General features: G+C 65.5%; 14 protein-coding genes. 9 read left to right on the top strand and 5 right to left on the bottom strand.

Going from position 1 to position 18,544, the window contains the following annotated elements:
• Positions 1-93: 93 nt before the first annotated feature.
• Genes ABIB27_RS03770 through ABIB27_RS03750 form a run of 5 tightly spaced genes read left to right on the top strand, consistent with a single transcriptional unit; the run spans position 94 to position 8,224 of the window.
• Positions 94-3,804: a nitrate reductase subunit alpha gene (locus ABIB27_RS03770; RefSeq protein ID WP_354155613.1), complete on the top strand. Its 3,711-nt coding sequence runs from the start codon at positions 94-96 to the stop codon at positions 3,802-3,804.
• Positions 3,804-5,498 carry a nitrate reductase subunit beta gene (narH, locus tag ABIB27_RS03765; RefSeq protein ID WP_354155612.1) on the top strand — a complete coding sequence of 565 codons (1,695 nt, stop codon included), beginning with the start codon at positions 3,804-3,806 and terminating at the stop codon, positions 5,496-5,498. The genes ABIB27_RS03770 and narH overlap by 1 nt, the downstream gene beginning before the upstream one ends.
• Entirely contained in the window at positions 5,495-6,115 is a 621-nt protein-coding gene (gene narJ / locus ABIB27_RS03760) for a nitrate reductase molybdenum cofactor assembly chaperone (protein WP_354155611.1), read from the top strand. The genes narH and narJ overlap by 4 nt, the downstream gene beginning before the upstream one ends.
• A gap of 2 nt (positions 6,116-6,117) precedes the next feature.
• Complete coding sequence (narI, locus tag ABIB27_RS03755; RefSeq protein WP_354155610.1) at positions 6,118-6,951, top strand: respiratory nitrate reductase subunit gamma; 834 nt, start codon at positions 6,118-6,120, stop codon at positions 6,949-6,951.
• 37 nt (positions 6,952-6,988) lie between these two features.
• On the top strand, positions 6,989-8,224 hold the full coding sequence (locus ABIB27_RS03750; protein WP_354155609.1) for an MFS transporter: 1,236 nt from the start codon (positions 6,989-6,991) through the stop codon (positions 8,222-8,224).
• Between the two features lie 458 nt (positions 8,225-8,682).
• On the opposite strand, the gene ABIB27_RS03745 is transcribed toward ABIB27_RS03750, so the two are convergent.
• The 5 genes from ABIB27_RS03745 to ABIB27_RS03725 form a co-directional block, all read right to left on the bottom strand.
• Positions 8,683-9,129 (bottom strand): pyridoxamine 5'-phosphate oxidase family protein, encoded by a 447-nt coding sequence (locus tag ABIB27_RS03745; RefSeq protein ID WP_354155619.1) that lies wholly within the window; start codon positions 9,127-9,129, stop codon positions 8,683-8,685.
• An 84-nt stretch (positions 9,130-9,213) separates the two neighbouring features.
• Positions 9,214-9,675 (bottom strand): pyridoxamine 5'-phosphate oxidase family protein, encoded by a 462-nt coding sequence (locus ABIB27_RS03740; RefSeq protein ID WP_354155608.1) that lies wholly within the window; start codon positions 9,673-9,675, stop codon positions 9,214-9,216.
• A gap of 72 nt (positions 9,676-9,747) precedes the next feature.
• Positions 9,748-10,104, bottom strand: a complete 357-nt coding sequence (locus ABIB27_RS03735; RefSeq protein WP_354165086.1) for a hypothetical protein — start codon at positions 10,102-10,104, stop codon at positions 9,748-9,750.
• A gap of 469 nt (positions 10,105-10,573) precedes the next feature.
• Positions 10,574-11,056 (bottom strand): pyridoxamine 5'-phosphate oxidase family protein, encoded by a 483-nt coding sequence (locus tag ABIB27_RS03730; RefSeq protein WP_354253509.1) that lies wholly within the window; start codon positions 11,054-11,056, stop codon positions 10,574-10,576.
• 145 nt (positions 11,057-11,201) lie between these two features.
• Positions 11,202-11,609, bottom strand: coding sequence for a pyridoxamine 5'-phosphate oxidase family protein (locus tag ABIB27_RS03725; protein ID WP_354155605.1), 408 nt, complete (start codon positions 11,607-11,609; stop codon positions 11,202-11,204).
• Between the two features lie 197 nt (positions 11,610-11,806).
• Between ABIB27_RS03725 and ABIB27_RS03720 the strand changes: the two genes are divergently transcribed.
• From ABIB27_RS03720 to ABIB27_RS03705, 4 genes are all read left to right on the top strand, one after another.
• Positions 11,807-12,040 (top strand): DUF1003 domain-containing protein, encoded by a 234-nt coding sequence (locus ABIB27_RS03720; RefSeq protein WP_354155604.1) that lies wholly within the window; start codon positions 11,807-11,809, stop codon positions 12,038-12,040.
• 144 nt (positions 12,041-12,184) lie between these two features.
• Positions 12,185-12,694: an SHOCT domain-containing protein gene (locus tag ABIB27_RS03715; protein ID WP_354155603.1), complete on the top strand. Its 510-nt coding sequence runs from the start codon at positions 12,185-12,187 to the stop codon at positions 12,692-12,694.
• 58 nt (positions 12,695-12,752) lie between these two features.
• Positions 12,753-15,926, top strand: a complete 3,174-nt coding sequence (locus ABIB27_RS03710; RefSeq protein ID WP_354155602.1) for an HAD-IA family hydrolase — start codon at positions 12,753-12,755, stop codon at positions 15,924-15,926.
• Positions 15,923-18,514 (top strand): cation-translocating P-type ATPase, encoded by a 2,592-nt coding sequence (locus tag ABIB27_RS03705; RefSeq protein WP_502909105.1) that lies wholly within the window; start codon positions 15,923-15,925, stop codon positions 18,512-18,514. Before ABIB27_RS03710 ends, ABIB27_RS03705 begins: the two co-directional genes overlap by 4 nt.
• The last annotated feature ends 30 nt before the right edge of the window (positions 18,515-18,544 follow it).

The raw sequence follows: 18,544 nt of genomic DNA, 5'->3' as shown, positions 1-18,544 counted from the left end.
TTTACCCTCGGCGCGTCTGCGACCTGTGCGGGATGAAAAGTGTCTGACGGAGGGCCCTATCTTGTCCCGGACGGGGACCCTAGGATGAAGGGCATGGCTACCGGACCCCATGCGGGGTTGGATGGACCCGCATCAGACGCAATGTTGAAGCTGGGCCGTTTTTTTACAAAATGGGACCAGACCGAGGACGGCAGGGCGGTGTTCCGGGAGGGCGGCCGCAAGGGCGATATTTTCTACCGCGACCGCTGGAGCCACGACAAGGTGGTCCGCTCCACGCACGGGGTGAACTGCACCGGCTCCTGCTCGTGGAAGGTGTACGTCAAGGACGGCATCATCACCTGGGAATCCCAGCAGACGGATTACCCGTCCGTGGGCCCGGACAGCCCGGAATACGAGCCGCGGGGCTGCCCGCGCGGGGCAGCCTTCTCTTGGTACACGTACTCGCCGACGCGGGTCCGCTTCCCCTATGCCCGTGGTGTCCTCGTCGAGATGTACCGCGAGGCCAAGGCCCGGCTCGGGGACCCGGTGCTGGCGTTCGCCGACGTCGCCGGGGACCCGGAACGCCGCCGCCGCTACCAGCAGGCCCGCGGCAAGGGCGGTCTGGTGCGTGTCTCCTGGCTGGAGGCGATCGAGATCGCAGCCGCCGCCCACGTGAACACGATCAAGACTTACGGCCCGGACCGGTGCGCGGGCTTCTCGCCGATCCCTGCGATGTCCATGGTCTCGCACGCGGTGGGGACCCGCTTCATCCAGCTGATCGGCGGGGTGATGACGTCCTTCTACGACTGGTACGCGGACCTGCCCGTGGCAAGCCCGCAGGTTTTCGGGGACCAGACGGACGTCCCGGAATCCGGTGACTGGTGGGACGCGCGGTACCTGATGATGTGGGGCTCCAACGTTCCCGTGACCCGGACCCCGGATGCGCACTGGATGGCCGAGGTGCGGTACCGCGGCACGAAGGTGGTGACGGTTAGCCCGGACTATGCGGACAACACCAAGTTCGCCGACGAATGGCTTCCAGCGCAGGCCGGAACGGACGCCGCGCTGGCGATGGCCATGGGGCACGTCATGCTCAAGGAGTTCTTCGTGGACCGTGAGGTTCCGTTCTTCACCGATTACGTCCGGCAGTACACTGACCTGCCGTTCCTGGTCCGGCTGGAACGGCGCGACGACGGCTCCCTGACGCCGTCGAAATTCCTCACCGCCCTGGACGTTCGCGGCGAAGCCGGGGCTGAGGACGCGGCGTTCCGCACCGTGCTGTTCGACAAAAAGACCGGCCGGACCGCAGTGCCCAACGGTTCCATGGGGTTCCGGTATTCCGGCAGCGGCGAGGGAAAATGGAACCTGGACCTCGACGGAATTGAGCCCGCGCTGTCCCTGCGGGAGGTCTCCGGCGACAGCGCCGAGATTCTGCTGCCCTGTTTCGAGGACGCCGGCGGGGCAGGCAGCGTGCTGCGCCGCGGCGTGCCCGTCATCGAAGTGGAAGGCCAGCTCGTCACCACGGTGTTCGACCTCATGCTGGCCCAATACGGTGTGGGCCGTGAAGGGCTCCCGGGGGACTGGGCAGCCGGCTACGACGACGCGGCCACGCCCTACACGCCGGCCTGGCAGGAGGAGATCACGTCCGTGCCGGCGCAGGCCTGCATCAGGGTGGCGCGGGAGTTTGCCCGCAACGCCGAGCAGTCCAAGGGCCGGTCCATGATCATCATGGGTGCCGGGATCTGCCAGTGGTTCCACGGCGACACCACCTACCGGGCCGTGCTGGCCCTGGTGATGCTGACCGGCTGCATGGGCCGCAACGGCGGCGGCTGGGCGCACTACGTCGGCCAGGAGAAAACCCGTCCGGCTACGGGCTGGGTCTCCTTGGCGAATGGGCTGGACTGGTCCCGGCCGCCACGGACCATGATCGGTACCGGCTACTGGTACATGCACACGGACCAGTGGCGGCAGGACGGCTACTCCGCGGACGCGCTGAAGTCACCGCTGTCCACCGGCAGCCTGGACGGCATGCACACGGCGGACGCGCTGGCCCAGTCCGCGCGGCTCGGCTGGATGCCCTTCTATCCGCAGTTCGACCGGAACCCGCTGGACCTCGCGGATGAGGCCGAGGCCGCCGTCGCTGCCGGCACCGCGAAAGACACACCCTCCTACATTGCCGACGCCCTGAAGAACCGCACCCTGGCCCCGGCGATCGAGGACGTGGATGCCCCGGAGAACTGGCCGCGGACCCTGGTGTTGTGGCGCTCGAACCTGTTCGGCTCCTCGGCCAAGGGCAACGAGTATTTCCTGCGGAACCTGCTGGGTACCCACAACAACGTCCTGGGCCAGGACCACGCCGAAGGGCTCAAGCCCAGGGACGTGAAATGGCATGACCAGGCGCCGGAAGGGAAACTGGATCTGCTGGTCTCCGCGGACTTCCGGATGACGTCCACCACACTGTTGTCCGACGTCGTGTTCCCGGCCGCTACGTGGTACGAGAAACACGATCTGTCCTCCACCGATATGCACCCGTTTGTGCACGCCTTCAGCCCGGCGATCGATCCGCCGTGGGAGACCAAGACGGACTTCGACACCTTCCACCTGCTGGCCCGGGAGTTCTCCCGGCTGGCGAAAACCCATCTGGGCGTCCGCCGGGACCTGGTAAGCGTGCCCCTGCAGCACGACACACCCGGCCAGCTCGCCCAGCCCGGCGGGATCGTCCGGGACTGGCGGGACCCGGACATCCCTGCGGTGCCGGGGCAGAATATGCCCGTCTTTTCGGTGGTGGAACGGGATTACACCGCCATCGCGGACAAGCTGGCCGCCGTCGGGCCGCTGGCCGACAAACTGGGCTTCACGGTCAAAAACGTCACCTACAAACTCGCCGGTCCCCTCGACCGGCTCAGCCGCTCCAACGGCGTGATGCTCGGCGGCGCAGCGGATGGGCGACCCGCGATCGACACCGACGCGAAAATGGCCGAGGCCATCCTGGCCTTCTCCGGTACCACCAACGGCGCGCTGTCCGTACAGGGCTTCAAGGACCTGGAAGTCCGCACGGGCCGGAAACTCGCGGACCTTTCAGAGGGCTCCGAGGAAAAATTCATCACCTTCGCCCAGACGCAGGCCGGCCCGGTCCCCGTGATCACCTCGCCGGAATGGTCCGGCTCCGAAACCGGTGGCCGCCGCTACGCCCCGTTCACCATCAACGTCGAGCGGCTCAAACCCTGGCACACCCTGACCGGGCGGATGCACTTCTTCCTGGATCACGACTGGATGATCGACATCGGCGAGGCCCTGCCGATCTACCGGCCGCCCTTGGACATGCACCGGCTGTTCGGGGAACCCAAGCTGGGTCAGGACGGGGCCATGGAGGTGGTGGTCAGGTACCTGACGCCGCACTCGAAGTGGTCCATCCACTCCGAATACCAGGACAACTTGCTGATGCTCTCGCTCTCCCGCGGCGGTCCAACGGTCTGGATGAGCCCGGCCGACGCGGAGGCCATCCAGGTGAAGGATAACGACTGGGTGGAGTGCCTGAATATCAACGGGGTCCTCGTGGCCCGCGCGATCGTCAGTCACCGGATGCCGGCCGGTGTGGTGTACGTCCACCACGCGCAGGAGCGCACCATCGACGTGCCGAAATCCGAGGCCACGGGACGTCGCGGCGGCATCCACAACTCCGTGACCCGACTGCTGGTGAAGCCGTCACACCTGATAGGCGGCTACGCCCAGCTGGCCTACGCGTTCAACTACCTCGGCCCCACCGGAAACCAGCGCGACATGGTGGCGACAGTCCGCCGTCGTTCCCAGGAGGTGCAGTACTGATGCGAGTGATGGCCCAGATGGGCATGGTCATGAACCTGGACAAATGCATCGGCTGCCACACGTGTTCCGTGACCTGCAAGCAGGCGTGGACCAATCGTGCTGGCACCGAATACGTCTGGTTCAACAACGTCGAGACCCGCCCCGGGCAGGGGTACCCGCGCCGGTACGAGGACCAGGAGAAGTGGCAGGGCGGCTGGGAGCTGAACAAGCGCGGCAAGCTGGTACTCAAGGCCGGCGGCCGGGTTAAGAAGCTCCTGGGGATCTTCGCCAGCCCGGTCCAGCCCGAGCTCAAGGACTATTACGAGCCGTGGACCTACGACTACAAGACTCTCGTGGACGCGCCGCTGGGCGACGATTTCCCGGTGGCGCGGCCCAAGTCCCTGATTACCGGCGAGGACACGAAAATCACTTGGTCCGCGAACTGGGACGATGACCTGGGCGGCTCCACCGAATACGGCCATCTGGACCCGATCGTGGAGAAGGTCCGCCGGGAGTCCGAGGACAAGATCAAGTTCGCCTACGAGCAGACTTTTATGTTCTACCTGCCGCGGATCTGCGAGCACTGCCTGAACCCGTCCTGCATGGCCTCCTGCCCCTCCGGCGCCATCTACAAGCGGGTGGAAGACGGAATCGTCCTGGTTGACCAGGACAAATGCCGCGGCTGGCGGCAGTGCGTCACCGGCTGCCCGTACAAGAAAATCTACTTCAACCACAAGACCGGCAAGGCCGAGAAGTGCACCTTCTGCTACCCGCGCGTGGAGGTGGGGCTGCCGACGGTTTGCTCCGAGACCTGTGTGGGGCGGCTGCGGTATCTGGGGTTGTTCCTGTACGACGCCGACGCCGTCACCGAGGCGGCGTCCGTCACGGACCCCCGGGAACTCTACGACGCCCAGATGGACGTGCTGCTGGACCCGAACGACCCCGCCGTCCAGGCCGAGGCCCGGGCCCAGGGCATCCCGGAGGACTGGATCGACGCCGCCCGGCGCTCACCCGTCTACGCCCTGGCCAAGGTCTACAAGGTGGCGCTGCCTCTGCACCCCGAATACCGGACGATGCCGATGGTCTGGTACGTGCCGCCGCTGTCCCCGGTGGTGGACCTGCTGCGGGACCAGGGCCACGACGGCGAGGACTCCGGTAACCTCTTCGGCGCCATCGACGCGCTGCGCATCCCGGTGGAATACCTTGCGGAGCTCTTCACCGCCGGCGACACGGACCGGGTCACCGCGGTGCTGAAGAAACTCGCGGCCATGCGCTCCTACATGCGCGGCATCAGCCTCGGCAACGACCCGGACGACTCCATCCCCGAAGCCGTCGGCATGGACGGGCAGACCATGTACGAGATGTACCGGCTGATGGCAATCGCGAAGTACGAGGAACGCTACGTCATCCCCAAGGCGCACGCGGAACAGGCCCACGACCTCGAGGAGATGGGCTGCTCGCTGGACTTCGAGGGCGGCCCGGGCATGCAGGACTCCGCCCCGTTCGGCGAGGCCAGCGGCAGGCCCGTCCCGGTGGCGGTGGAAACGTTCAACGCCCTGCGGGACCGGCAGACCTCTGATTCCGCGCCCGGCGAAACGACCCTGCGGGGCAGGGTGAACCTGCTGAACTGGGACGGCACGGGGGCCCCGCCAGGGCTGTTCCCGGAGAAGCCGGCACCCGGTCCGGAGGCCCCGCCGGCGGGGGAGCAGCCGTGAGCCGGCGCCAGCAGGTGGTCTACCTCACGGCGGCCTGGTGCCTGTCCTACCCTGACGAGGAACTGGTGGGCCGGGTTCCGCTGATGCGCGCCGCCCTGGCCGAGTTCCGTGGGGCCGTGCAGGACTTCGCGGAGGTCCTGGACCAGCTGGAGTCCATGCCGCAGATGGATCTCCAGGCCTACTATGTGCGCGAGTTCGATCTCAGCAAGCGCCATGCCCTGCACCTGAGCTACTGGACGGACGGCGACACCCGGCGCCGCGGCGAGGTGCTGGGAAACTTCAAGAACACCTACCGGCAAAGCGACATCCTGGTGGACACCCGTGGCGAACTGCCCGACTACCTGCCGATGGTCCTCGAATACGCCGCAACTGTGGACCTGGCTGCCGGGCGGGAACTGCTGATCCGCTACCGGCCGAGCCTGGAGATGCTCCGCCTCGGGCTGCTGCGGGACGGGCTGCCGCACACCCGGGTCCTGCAGGCCGTCTGCGCCACCCTGCCCGGGAAGTCGCCGGCAGACGAGCAGGCGGTGATGCGGATGGCCGGCTACGGTCCGCCAACCGAAGCGGTGGGGCTGGACCCCTACGATCCGAGACTTCTGCCCGTGAAGGGGCCCTGAGCATGCTGGTATCCGAAGCGGAACCCGCGTCCGCCGTCGATATCTCCGCCTTGGACATTGTGCTCTGGGGCGTCCTGCCGTACGTCATGGCGGTGGTGCTGGTGGGCGGGCTGGTCTGGCGCTACAAGTATGACCAGTTCGGCTGGACCACCAGGTCTTCCCAGCTGTACGAATCGAAGTTGCTCCGGATCGCGTCCCCGCTGTTCCATTTCGGCCTGCTGGCCGTGATTGCCGGGCACTTTTTCGGCCTGGTCATCCCCATCGCCTGGACCCAGGCGGTGGGGATGAGTCAGGATTTCTACCACTTCAACGCCCTGTTCGTCGGCGGAATTGCCGGGGTGGGGACCCTCGGCGGGATCATCCTGCTGATCTACCGCCGCCGCACCACCGGGCCGGTGTTTATGGCCACCACCAGGAACGACAAGGCCATGTACGTGGTGCTCACGGCCGCCATAGTGTTCGGCCTCTGGACCACTCTGGCCAGTGTTTTCGAGGGCGGGCACGGGCACAACTACCGCGAGACCGTGGCCCCGTGGTTCCGCTCGCTCTATGTCTTCCAGCCGGACATCACGGCCATGGCCGCGGCACCGTTTTCCTTCCATCTGCACACCCTGGTGGGCATGGCACTGTTCGTCATCTGGCCGTTCACCCGGCTGGTCCACGCCTTTACCGCGCCATTGCATTACCTCTTCCGCCCGTACATCGTTTACCGCTCGCGGGACCGGGCCGTGGGCGGGGCACCGGACCGGCCGGCGGGCTCCACCACCTCCGGCGTTCCGGCCCGCCGCGGCTGGTCCGCCGTCGGAACCCGTGACCGGGACACCAAGAACCGCTGAACTGTAGCGCTGAACTGACGTGAGGGAGGCAGCCACCGTGGCCGGATCCGAAACCCTTGCCCCCGGAGGCCGCACCCGGAACCTGGTGCTGGCCACCGCGGCGTCCGTGGCGGGCTTCTGGGCCTGGAACTCGGTGGCCACCCTCGGTTCCTTCTACACGCAGAATCTGCAGCTCAACCCGGCTGCCACCGGCGTCCTGGTGGCCATGCCGGTGTTCGTCGGCTCGCTGGGCCGGATCGTCGTGGGCGCCCTGACTGACAAGTACGGCGGCCGGGCGATGTTCACTTTCGTGCTGCTCGCCTCCATCCTGCCGATCCTCCTCGTGTCAGTGGGCGGCCTCCTCAATTCCTTCGCGCTGGTGCTGGGCGCCGGCCTGCTGCTCGGCGTCGCCGGAACCGTGTTCGCCGTCGGAATCCCTTTTGTCAGCGGCTGGTATGAGCCGTCGCGGCGGGGCTTCGCCACCGGCGTCTTTGGTGCCGGTATGGGCGGGACGGCGCTGGCCGCGTTCCTGAACCCCCGGCTCGTTGCCGCAATAGGGTACTTCCCCACGCACCTGCTGATAGCCGGGGTGCTTGCCGTCATGGCTGTCCTGGTCTGGTTCCTGATGAAGGAATCCCCGGGCTGGACCCACAGTAACGCGCCCGTGCTGCCCAAGCTCCTAGACGCCACCAGGACGGCCGTTACGTGGAAGATGTGCTTCCTCTACGCCGTCGTCTTCGGCGGCTTCGTCTCCTTCGCCACCTACCTGCCCACTTACCTGCGGGATGTGTACAGCTTCGACCCCAGCGGCGCCGGTGCCCGCACCGCGGGGTTCGCCCTGGCGGCGGTGCTGGCCCGGCCGGTGGGCGGCGTCCTGGCGGACAAGCTTGGCCCCAAACCGGTAGTGATCACTTCGCTCGCCGCCGTTGCTGTCCTGGCGTGGGTGGTGAATTTACAGCCCGACGGTGAGGTCCCTGCCGGTCTGACATTCGTTGCCATGGCGGCCGCCCTTGGCCTGGGCACGGGCGGTGTGTTCGCCTGGGTGGGAGTGCTGGCGCCGCCGGGCAAGGTGGGCACCATCAGCGGGGTGGTCAGTGCCGCCGGTGGTCTCGGCGGCTACTTCCCCCCGCTCGTCATGGGCGCAACGTACGACGCCGCGACGCACAGCTACTCGATCGGGCTGCTGCTGCTTGTAGCGACAGCGCTAGCAGCCCTGGCCTTCACGCTGTTCGCCGTACAGGGCCGGGCCGGGGCGCCGGCCGTTCCGCCCAGACTCGCGGGTCCAAGCCGCTAGCCAGCAACCGCGTGCCGCCGCTTGCTCATGCTGACGAACGTGGCCGATGATGTCCGCCTACCGCCGAAAGGGCGTTGAAACCGGCCACAACGAGCAGGGTTCGCCTTGCAACTCTTGTCCGAACATCTGCTCGCATGCCAGGCCCGCTTCCTCGTCGCGCTCTCCTCGAGGCCATCTTTATCCAACACTACGGGCCCAAACACTACGGTCACAGTATTCGTCGTCGTAATCCGGTGGGGAGGCATGCTGACACAGCGCGAGATGCCGAGCTCCCGGCAGAGGTAACCGACTTTTGTCCCGGATAGTCCCATGGATACGTTTGCCGCCAACCCTCGGACCGCAACGGTCTCCGGGGGCGTCGCTGCCGACTCCTTGGCGGCGGGCGCAGCAGCACGCTGGACAGCAGCCGGCAGTCTAGGGCGACCATTTCCGTGCCATCGTGCACGCAGACGTCCCGGCTACGTGCCTCCAGTTGCCCTGTCTCGCGGCAGCCACCAATGTTCAGGCCCTGCTATCACAAACCTGCGCCCGCTAAGTTCCGTTGGCACGATCCGGATCACATGCTCCTTCGCACCTTCTTCCCAGGGGGAGGGAATCTGCTGTGGCAGGTCATCGACGTCCTGGACCTCTTCGGGAAACCCTTTGAGCACAACGCTCCACGCAATGGTGCCTGAAGTGTTCAGGCCGTCTGCTTCCAGTGCCAGGGGCCCGCCCGCCACGATGGCGTCCAGTTTGGTTCCAGGGCCGGTGCGGAAGACCGCCGATCCCTCATCGGGCAGATAATTCACCGGAAAAATCTCAGGAGACCCGCCGACGACAACAGCCAGCCTGCCAACTGATGAGGTCTGTAAATACTTCCAGCAGTCATGGGCGCTGAGCTCATTCCTCGGCTGCTTGCCGCGGATGATTCTGCCTCAGGGCTGGTCACGATGCAGAGCCTAAGCCCTAAGGGACTTGAGAAGTAGGGGTGACAAGTCAGGACATTCCGGCTACTCGAAGGAGGCTCTCCGCTGGTCGTTCCACCGGGTGTTCCAAACATCGGGTGCGGTTACCTTGAAGCGCCGGCCGGTCAGACGGTTCGGCTCGAGGCGCACGTAATGGGACTTGGCCCCGGGTTGCCAGGGTTCCAGACCCAGGGCGTCCGCTGCGGACTGCTCCTCCTGGCTGTCGATCAGAGCCGTTGTTCCTCTGGCGACGACGCTCCAGGCCTCCCCGGTACGATCGTCGTATCCGTCGATTTCGAAGGCTGCCGCGACCTCTTTCATGGACTCCCATAGTTTTGTCCCGGCAGCCGTGCGGAAGACGACGCTCCGTCGCTCGACGACGAAATTGACCGGAAAGATTTCTGCATGCCCGTCAACGACGAGGGCCAGCCTGCCGATCACTGCCGAGGCCAGTAACTCCCAGCAGTCGTCGAAGGTGAGTTTCCCGTCCAGCGGTGCGGTGTCCATGGAAACAAATAGTAGACCCGCCCGGGGCGGGGCGAAATCTGTTGCCGGGAATCTCCTTGGTTTGGGAGGGGTTCAGTTGGCCGCGGCCTCGCTGTTGTGCATGCTTTTCCGGATTACGTGCCTGGCCGGGACCGAGGTCACAGCGGCGACAGTCACGGCCATGAGCAGGCCGGCCGCCATATAAACTCCCGTGATGACCTCGATTGGTGTGCGCTCATCTACAAGGGGTGAGGGCGCAAGGGTCCACAGGATACCGGCCGCCCACGCAACCATGTTCCAGGGAATCCAGCGCCAGGCGTTACGGACTGTCCGGCGCAGAACCAGCCACTGCAGAGTCGGGATGGATGCCAGAAGGACCAGCCCGCCAACGAACAGAAGCCCGACCGCAAGGGGCGATAGTTCGAACAAGCCAAGAGTGCTCGGAAGCATACCGATCGCCCAAGCCAACCCCGCCCCAAGAGCCGTGGCGAGGATCCAAGTCCTCGTCCGAAACGGCCGAATGGCACCGAAGCCAATCCCTTGACCTGCCCCCAATAGTGCACCTTCCACCGTGCCAGCGGCGATCATCGCCGGATAGACGAACTGGGCAGGAAAGGCACCTGACGTGAGAAGACCACCTGCAATGGCCGGCACCGAGAACCCAACGGTTTCCGCAAGGGTCACCGCGACCAGCCAGCGGACAAAGAAACGCCTGCGTCCCCTACCCTCATCCCGCAAAGCGATCTCTCCAATTTCTTGGGCACTTCGGGTTTATCCGGCCGCCATCACTGGTCCCCTTACTTCGTTCGTGGCTTCGAGCTGAAGAATGCGGGTCCTGTGCACAAAACCGTCGCGTCACAGACTCTCGAACCATGCCTGGTGCCCTCGGCATGCGCCGGGCCGGGTTGACCTGGCGGGCCTACTCTGGTGCGGACCTCACAGCGCCGCTTAGTTGAGTCCACCAGGTCAGTGGCGGCGCGACTTTGAAGCGCCGCCCGGTGACTGAATCCGGCGTGATTCGGATGAAGTGATCCTTCTTCCCCTCTTGCCAGGGGAAAAGATACAGCGAAGCGGTGTCAAGGACGCCTTCTATCCCGGTGATTCCCGCGGCCTTGCCTTTGACCACGACGCTCCAGGCCATCCCGGTCGTGGCATCCACGCCGTCGGCCTCCAGTGCCACCGGGGTTTCATTCAAGGCGCCGCCAAGTTTGGTTCCCTCCCCGGTCCGGAACACCACGGTGCCGTGGTCCACGGTGTAGTTGAGCGGAAAAATGTCCGGATGGTCCTCAATCCAGACGGCCAGCCTGCCGACCGAGACCTGCCGCAGCAGTTCCCAGCACTGGCTGGAGTCGAGATTTTCCACCGGTTCCTGACGCCCTGCAGATGACGGCTCGTGTGTCATGTTCCAGAGCCTACGCTTGCCCACATACGCGGACCAGAGCCCGACGCTGAAAGGTTATTCCAACGTGCACTCCCCGGTCGCCGTCTTCGAAGGTGGGACAGGGCTAACGATTTGCGGCCACCTACCGACGAGCCTGGAGGGCCTTCTATAACCAGTCGGCCGAAAAATCTAGCGGGGGCCACCAGCGCGTTCTCGACCGGACCGCGAACCGGCGTCCGCTGATCTCAGTGGGTATGATGCAAATCAGATGCTCCTTGATTCCGGGCTCCCAAGGCTCGCGGTTGGCATCTTCGATGAGAGGGCTGACCTGGTTTTCGTCGAAGGGCTCAGGTATTCCCTTCGCCACGGCGCTGGTCAGCAGGGCGCGTGGCTTCGTGCCAGGAGCCGTGCGGAAGAGCAACGTTTTTCCCATGACGACGTAATTCACGGGGAAGATCTCCGGGCCGGCACCGTTTATTACCGCCAACCGTCCGATGTAGGAAGACCGAAGATACGACCAGCACTCGTGAGCTTTCAGAATTTCCACTTGAGACCCTGCCGGGGAGCTGCTCATGCTACAGATCCTAAGCCCTGGGCGACGGTCAGGCATCAAGAACGGAAAGTCCTCCCGACCTTCCCGGCCCCGGCACCACTGGGCAGGGTCCCGGGGACGCCAAGACTTATTCTGGGAGATCAGAGAGACGTGGCACAGGCAGCACAAGGCGGGCCTGAGCAGAGGCGAGCGGGCGGCAGACAGGCTCCAGCAACGGCATGGGCAGTTGGGCGTTCGTGGGGGTGTTCATCGCGCTTATGGGCCTGTGGGCGCTGGTGAATTCCTATCTTCTTGTGACGCATGCGTGGGACCCTTACCCTGGTTTCCCAGACGTTTCGGAGGCTGGTGACTGCTGCCGGAATCGGGGCCGACGCGCCCTCCGCCCCCAGAATTCACGATCTAAGACATCGTTTCGCCATTCAAACCTTGCTCGGTTGGTACCACAGCAGTGAGGACGTGCAGGCTAAGATCCCAGCACTGTCAACGTATCTTGGCCACCGCGAACCCGCATCGACCTACTGGTATCTTTCGGCTGCGCCGGAACTGCTTGCCCTGGCCGCCGCACGTCAAGACGCTCAATGGATGAAGGCGCGCTCATGACGCTCATCGCCCCGACCCTGCAACTGTTCTTCACCGACCGCCTCGCTCAGCTGTTGCTTAGTCGGCGCCGGTTCGGCGGCAGGTGGAGCAGCCGACGGCGGGCTGCCGGGCCGGGCGGCGATCACCATGGCGAACCCGATGGCGAGAACCGCCGGGACCAAAGCCTCTGGCGAGGCGGCGCCATGCGGGCGGACACTGAATTCATGGCCGGTGCAACTGCTGCCCCGGCATGTACTGGAGGACCTCGAATGATGTATTGGGACGGCAACATGGGCGGCTGGGGCTACGCCCTAATGGTCATCAGTTTCGTGCTGTTCTGGGGCGCTGTCATCGCCGCCATCGTCCTTTTGGCCAGGGCCGTCGGACCCGGCAACCGAAGCCATGACCCGGCCTCAGGCGCTGGGTATGCTGAGAATCTGCTGGCCGAAAGGTTCGCACGCGGAGAAATCGACGAGAACGAATACACCGCCCGGCTGAACATACTCCGACGCGGTCCCCGCAGATGAGGCCGCGGCCTGCGGGTACTCCCCGTCGGCCTAAATCCGGGGACTTCCAGGGACCGCCATGACCGAGTCACCAACCGCCTCCGCGGCCATGTCGCCTTTCGACGCCGTGATATTTGACCTGGACGGCGTCGTGACAGACACGGCATCAGTGCATGAGGCGGCCTGGAGGCAAGTCTTCGACGGGGTGCTGGCGGATCCTCGATTTCCCGCGGAGGCGCGGAGGGATCCTTTCACCGCCAGTGACTACCTGACATACATAGATGGCAGGCCCCGGGAAGACGGTGTCCAAGCCTTCCTCGGGTCCCGCGGAGTCACCCTCTCTGCAGGCAGCCGCGCCGACGCCGCCGGGGAATGGTCGGTACACGGACTGGCCAAGCTCAAGGACCGGGTGTTCAAGGAGCGGTTGGGACGTGACGGCGTCAGGACCTATCCGGGGACGGTAGCACTGCTTGAAAGGCTGCGGTCGGCGCGGGTCCCTGTGGTCCTTGCAACGTCAAGCCGCAACGCATCCGCCGTCCTGGCAGCGGCCGGCCTCTCGGGAGCATTCGACCTCGTCATGGGCGGTGTCATGGCCAGTGAACTGGGGCTCCCGGGCAAGCCCGACCCCGCAACGTTTCTTGAAGTTGTCCACCGGCTCGGGATTCCTCCTGCCCGCGCCGTGGTGATCGAAGATGCCGTGGCCGGTGTGGAGGCAGCACGACGCGGCGGCTTCGGCCTGGTGGTCGGCATCGACAGGGCCGACAGGAGGGCCGAGCTGGAGGCAGCCGGCGCCGACGTTGTACTGACCGACGTAGGCCAGCTCGATCTGGGGCTTGTCCTCACCGACCCGTGGCGCCTCACCTATGAGGGCTACGATCCTGCCCACGAAGGGCACCGGGAGGCTCTGACCACCCTCGGGAACGGGTATCTGGCTGTCCGCGGTGCTGCTCCCGAGGGCAGGATGAGCGAAGTCCACTATCCGGGGACCTACCTGGCCGGGATCTACAACAGGCTGGTGAGCAGGGTTCAGGGCCAGGATACCGAAGACGAGCACATGGTGAACCTGCCCAACTGTCTGCTGCTGGACCTCCGCCTGGACGGAACGGACTGGTGGTCCCGGGGCGGCCTGAAAATTCGCCGTGAGCGGCGGGTGCTCGATATGCAGCGGGCCTTCCTCAGCCGGGAAATCAATCTGGAGGCAACCGACGGGCGCCGGCTGAGTGTGGTCCAGCGCCGGTTTGTGTCGATGGCGCAGCCGCACCTGATGGCTCTTGAGACGACAATCACCGCCCTGGGCTGGAGCGGGGCTGCCACGATCCGCAGCGGCGTGGACACCGGGGTTACCAACGAGAATGTGCCGGAGGACGCGCTGCTGTCCCACCACCACCTGATCCGGCTGGGAGTGTCTGATCCGGCAGGTCCGATCCCGGTGGTTGAAGTGGAGACGAGTCAAAGCCACATCAGAATTGCCACAGCGTTGCGCACTGACGTCGCCGGCAAGACCGGCAGTGGCGAGCCGGGCCGGGAGGAGGGGCTCTTTTGCTGGTCCTGGGAAGCTGGATTGACCGACGGCGCACCGCTGGTAATCACCACGACTGCCGCGATGGTGACTTCGCGCGACCGGGCAGTGTCCTCCCCGGCGCTGGCCGCGCTGTCCGTGCTCAGGACCGCCGGCGAAGGCTTTGACCGCATGCTCGCGGCACACGAGGACGCCTGGCTGAGGCTGCTGCGGCTGTTTGCCATAGACCTCGACGGCAGCCCCCAAGTGCAGCTGATCCTGAATCTTCATGTCTTCCACGTGCTCCAGGCCCTGAGCCCGCACACGGCTGAACTCGACGCCGGCGTGCCCGCCCGGGGGCTGCACGGCGAGGGCTACCGTGGCCATATCTTCTGGGATGAGCTCTTCGTCCTGCCCCTTCTCACCTTGAGGATGCCCTCGGTTGCCCGCTCCCTGATCAACTACCGCTGGCGCAGACTTCCGGCGGCCCGGGAAGCCGCTGCGGCATCAGGGTTCCGCGGTGCGCTCTTCCCCTGGCAGAGCGGCAGCGACGGCAGGGAAGAGACACCCCGGTTACTTTTCAACCGGCGTTCCGGCCGGTGGGTACCAGACTATTCCCACCTCCAGCGGCATGCGGGCCTTGCCGTGGCTTTCAACGCGTGGCAGTACTTCCTGGCAACGCAGGACAGGGAGTGGCTCCTGCACCGTGGCGCCGAGCTGATAGTGGACGTGGCCCGGTTCGTAGCCTCCATGTCCGAGTATGACCAGGACGAGGACCGGTTTCATCTGCGGGGAATCATGGGGCCGGACGAGTACCACACCGGCTACCCGGATCAGCCCGGCGCCGGACTCGACGACAACGCATATACGAACGTCATGGCTGCCTGGGCCTGTGCCCAGGCCTGCGAGATCATGACACTGCTTCACGGCCACGACCTTCAGGTTCTACAGGCACGGCTATCCGTAGACCACGCCGAAATTGAGGCTTGGCGGCACGTCAGCCAACGGATGGCCGTCCCGTTCCATGACGGCATCATCAGCCAGTTCGACGGCTACGAAAACCTGAAGGAGCTCGACTGGGAGCATTACCGGAACATCTACAGCAACATCGAGCGCCTTGACCTGATCCTGGAAGCCGAAGGCGACAGCACCAACCGGTACCGGCTGGCCAAACAGGCTGATGTGCTGATGCTGCTTTATGTCCTGGGCGAGAACGAGTTGATAACCTTTCTGGCCCGGCTCGGTTACGAAGTGTCCGCGGCGCAGCTGGCAGGCACCGTTGACTACTACCTGGCGCGCACTGCGCATGGCTCCTCCCTGAGCAGGGTGGCCCACGCCTCGGTGCTGGCCGCAAGGGACCCGGAACGGGCCTGGAACACCTTCCGTGAAGCCCTCAGCGCCGACCTCGACGACACTCAGGGCGGCACCACGCACACAGGCATCCACCTTGGTGCGATGGCAGGAACCATCGACGTCGTGCAGCGAAGCTTTGCCGGTCTCAGGATCACACGTGACGCACTCCTCTTCTCACCGAAGATGCCCAAGGGGATAAGAACCGTCTCGTTCCACGTCCGCTACCGCGACCATCTACTCGCCGTCAACCTCGAACACGGGCAACTGACAGTCTCGGCAGCCCCCGGGGATGCCTCCGCCATATGCCTGCGGGTCGGTGCCGAAGAGGTCATCCTCGGCGCTGGCGAGACGCGGCAGTTCCGGCTTGCCAGCCCAGACGTGCCGTCCGCGGAGCAGCTGTGACGCCACCAGGGGGTCCGCCTACACAGGAGCCGGTTGCAACCGGTCTGAGTTCGGAGCACGCCGCAGCATTGTTGATGGAGGCGGGGCCAAACGTTCTTCCCACCGCAAAGTCAGTGCCGCAGTGGAGGAAACTCCTGGGAGAGTTGACGCATTTCTTCGCCCTGATGCTGTGGTGCGCCGCCGCACTGGCTTTCGTCGGAGGGATGCCACAGCTTGGCGTCGCCATCATCGTAGTGGTCGGCGTCAACGGGATCTTCGCCCACATCCAGCAGGAACGTGCCCAGCACGCGGCCGCAAAACTGCGCGCGCTGCTACCTGCTGACGTTTCCGTCCGTCGGGACGGACACATCCTCAGGGTTCACACCAGTGAACTGGTCCCGGGTGACGCAGTCGTCCTGACAGCGGGTGACAGGGTGCCCGCCGACGTCGTCCTGGCCGTTGCCTCCGGCTGCGCCTTGGATGAGTCCATGCTGACAGGCGAAAGTGAAGCTGTAACAAAGGCCAGCGGCGACAGCGCCTGGGGCGGGACGTTCCTCGTCAACGGACAAGCAGACGCCGTGGTGTCCCACACGGGTGGAAACACGCGGCTTGCCGGAATCGCCGCACTGACCAGCGGAACCGTATCTCCGCCGACACCGCTGGCCCGTGAGCTGCGCCGGATCGTCCGTCTCATTGCGACTGTCGCACTGGCAGTCGCAGGGTTCTTCTTCCTCGTGTCCTTGCTGGTAGGCATCCCTTGGCACAACGCTTTCCTCTTCGCCATCGGCGTCGCCGTTGCCCTGGTACCCGAGGGGCTCCTGCCTACCGTCACTCTTTCACTGGCAATGGGGGCCCAACGGATGGCGGCGAGGAACGCCTTGGTCCGCAATCTGGAGGCCGTGGAAACTTTGGGGTCCACCACATTCATCTGTACCGACAAGACCGGAACCCTGACGCAGAACAGGATGAACGCCGTCGAAGTCTTTACACCCGACGGCCGCGTGAGCGTAACGGGGGAAGGTTACCGGCCGGAAGCAACCATCGAGGGAACCGCGGTTCCGACGGCCACCAGGGCCGCGCTCGCGGCACGGGCAGCTTCCCAGGGCAGGGTTGTGCTCCACGGGGCGGAGTGGAGGGCGGAAGGGGACCCGATGGAGGCTGCCATCGATGTCCTGGCGCGCCGGCTTTCCGGATCCGCTCCGGTGGATACAAAGCCTGCCCGGCGGTTCGCGTTTGATCCCCGCCGGCGCCGTGAATCGGTCATCCTGGGCACGACGCTCTTTGTTAAGGGCGCGCCCGAATCGGTTCTGCCGCTCTGCGGAGAGTCCGCAGGCGCCGCGGCGGCGGAAGTCGAGGTGATGGCTTCGCGGGGGCTGCGGGTCCTGGCAGTCGCTGCCCGCGAGCTTCCCGGGCCGGTGCAGGACTGGCTGGAGCGCCCGCCGGCCGAGGCTGAAGCCGAGCTTGCGCTGCTGGGACTGATCGCCCTGCACGATCCGCCCAGGCCGGACGTGGGAGAGGTGATCCAGGCCGCCCGCGAAGCCGGCATCAGGGTGGGGATGATCACGGGCGACCACCCGGCAACCGCTGCTGCCATTGCCCGGGAAATCGGACTGATGGGATCCCCGGAACTGGTCCTGGAAGGATCGCAGTTTCCTGAGGACGAACAGGTCCTCGGCGCCCTGCTCGACCGGGACGGCATCGTGGTGAGCCGGGTTTCCCCGGAACAAAAGCTGCGGGTGGCCAAGGCCCTGCAGGGCCGCGGCCATATCGTGGCCATGACCGGCGACGGCGTCAACGACGGTCCCGCGCTGCAGGAGGCCGACATCGGTGTGGCCATGGGACTCAGCGGAACCGACGTTGCGCGCGAAGCTTCCGACCTGGTGCTCCTGGACGACCACTTCGCCACGATCGTCGCAGCGATTGAACAGGGCCGCGCCACGTACTCAAACATCCACCGCTTCCTGACATACCACCTGACGGACAACGTCGCCGAACTGACGCCATTCGTCATCTGGGCATTGTCCGGCGGCCAGTTTCCGCTTGCCCTTGGTGTTCTCCAGATTCTCGCCCTCGACATCGGCACCGACCTTCTTCCCGCCCTCGCCCTGGGCGGTGAACCGCCAGGAAAGGGAGTGCTGAAGCGGCCACCGGAAAAACGGCACCTCATGGACCGCCGGCTCATGTTCCGGGTCTTCTGCGTGCTGGGACCTGTGGAGGCCGTCATGGAAATGACGGCGTTTTCCGTGGTGCTGTTCGGCGGCGGGTGGACGCGCGGAGACCCGCGGGATGGCGCCCTGTTGATGGCGGCGTCCGGAGCCGCCTTCACCGCCGTTGTGCTTGGCCAGCTTGCAAATGCCTTCGCCTGCCGCAGCGCCACCCTGCCGCCCTGGAAGCAGGGCTGGCTCACCAACCGCATCCTCCTTTGGGCAGTGCTGGCAGAAATCGGAGCGTTGGCCGCGTGCCTCTACGTCGTTCCAGTTGCCTCCGCGCTGGGTCACCTCCCGCCGCCGCTGGTGGGTTTCACCGTCGCGGCTTTCGCTGTTCCTGCAGTGCTGGCAGCCGACTGGGCTTACAAGAAGCTACGTCGGCACGGGAACAAAGGCGCTTAGCCGGCTACCCCTGCCGGGAGTGCGCAGGAC

Source organism: Arthrobacter sp. UYEF21 (assembly GCF_040546085.1).
GTDB lineage: Bacteria > Actinomycetota > Actinomycetes > Actinomycetales > Micrococcaceae > Arthrobacter.
Note: the sequence above shows the minus strand (reverse complement) of the source record. Positions and strands in the feature narration are given on the sequence as shown.

Coding starts and splice junctions, on each gene's coding strand:
- ABIB27_RS03770 (WP_354155613.1), top strand. CDS start 94: ATGGCTACCGGACCCCATGCGGGGTTGGATGGACCCGCATCAGACGCA.
- narH (WP_354155612.1), top strand. CDS start 3,804: ATGCGAGTGATGGCCCAGATGGGCATGGTCATGAACCTGGACAAATGC.
- narI (WP_354155610.1), top strand. CDS start 6,118: ATGCTGGTATCCGAAGCGGAACCCGCGTCCGCCGTCGATATCTCCGCC.
- ABIB27_RS03740 (WP_354155608.1), bottom strand. CDS start 9,675: ATGGACACCGCACCGCTGGACGGGAAACTCACCTTCGACGACTGCTGG.
- ABIB27_RS03735 (WP_354165086.1), bottom strand. CDS start 10,104: ATGCTTCCGAGCACTCTTGGCTTGTTCGAACTATCGCCCCTTGCGGTC.
- ABIB27_RS03730 (WP_354253509.1), bottom strand. CDS start 11,056: ATGACACACGAGCCGTCATCTGCAGGGCGTCAGGAACCGGTGGAAAAT.
- ABIB27_RS03725 (WP_354155605.1), bottom strand. CDS start 11,609: ATGAGCAGCTCCCCGGCAGGGTCTCAAGTGGAAATTCTGAAAGCTCAC.
- ABIB27_RS03720 (WP_354155604.1), top strand. CDS start 11,807: ATGGGCAGTTGGGCGTTCGTGGGGGTGTTCATCGCGCTTATGGGCCTG.
- ABIB27_RS03715 (WP_354155603.1), top strand. CDS start 12,185: ATGACGCTCATCGCCCCGACCCTGCAACTGTTCTTCACCGACCGCCTC.
- ABIB27_RS03710 (WP_354155602.1), top strand. CDS start 12,753: ATGACCGAGTCACCAACCGCCTCCGCGGCCATGTCGCCTTTCGACGCC.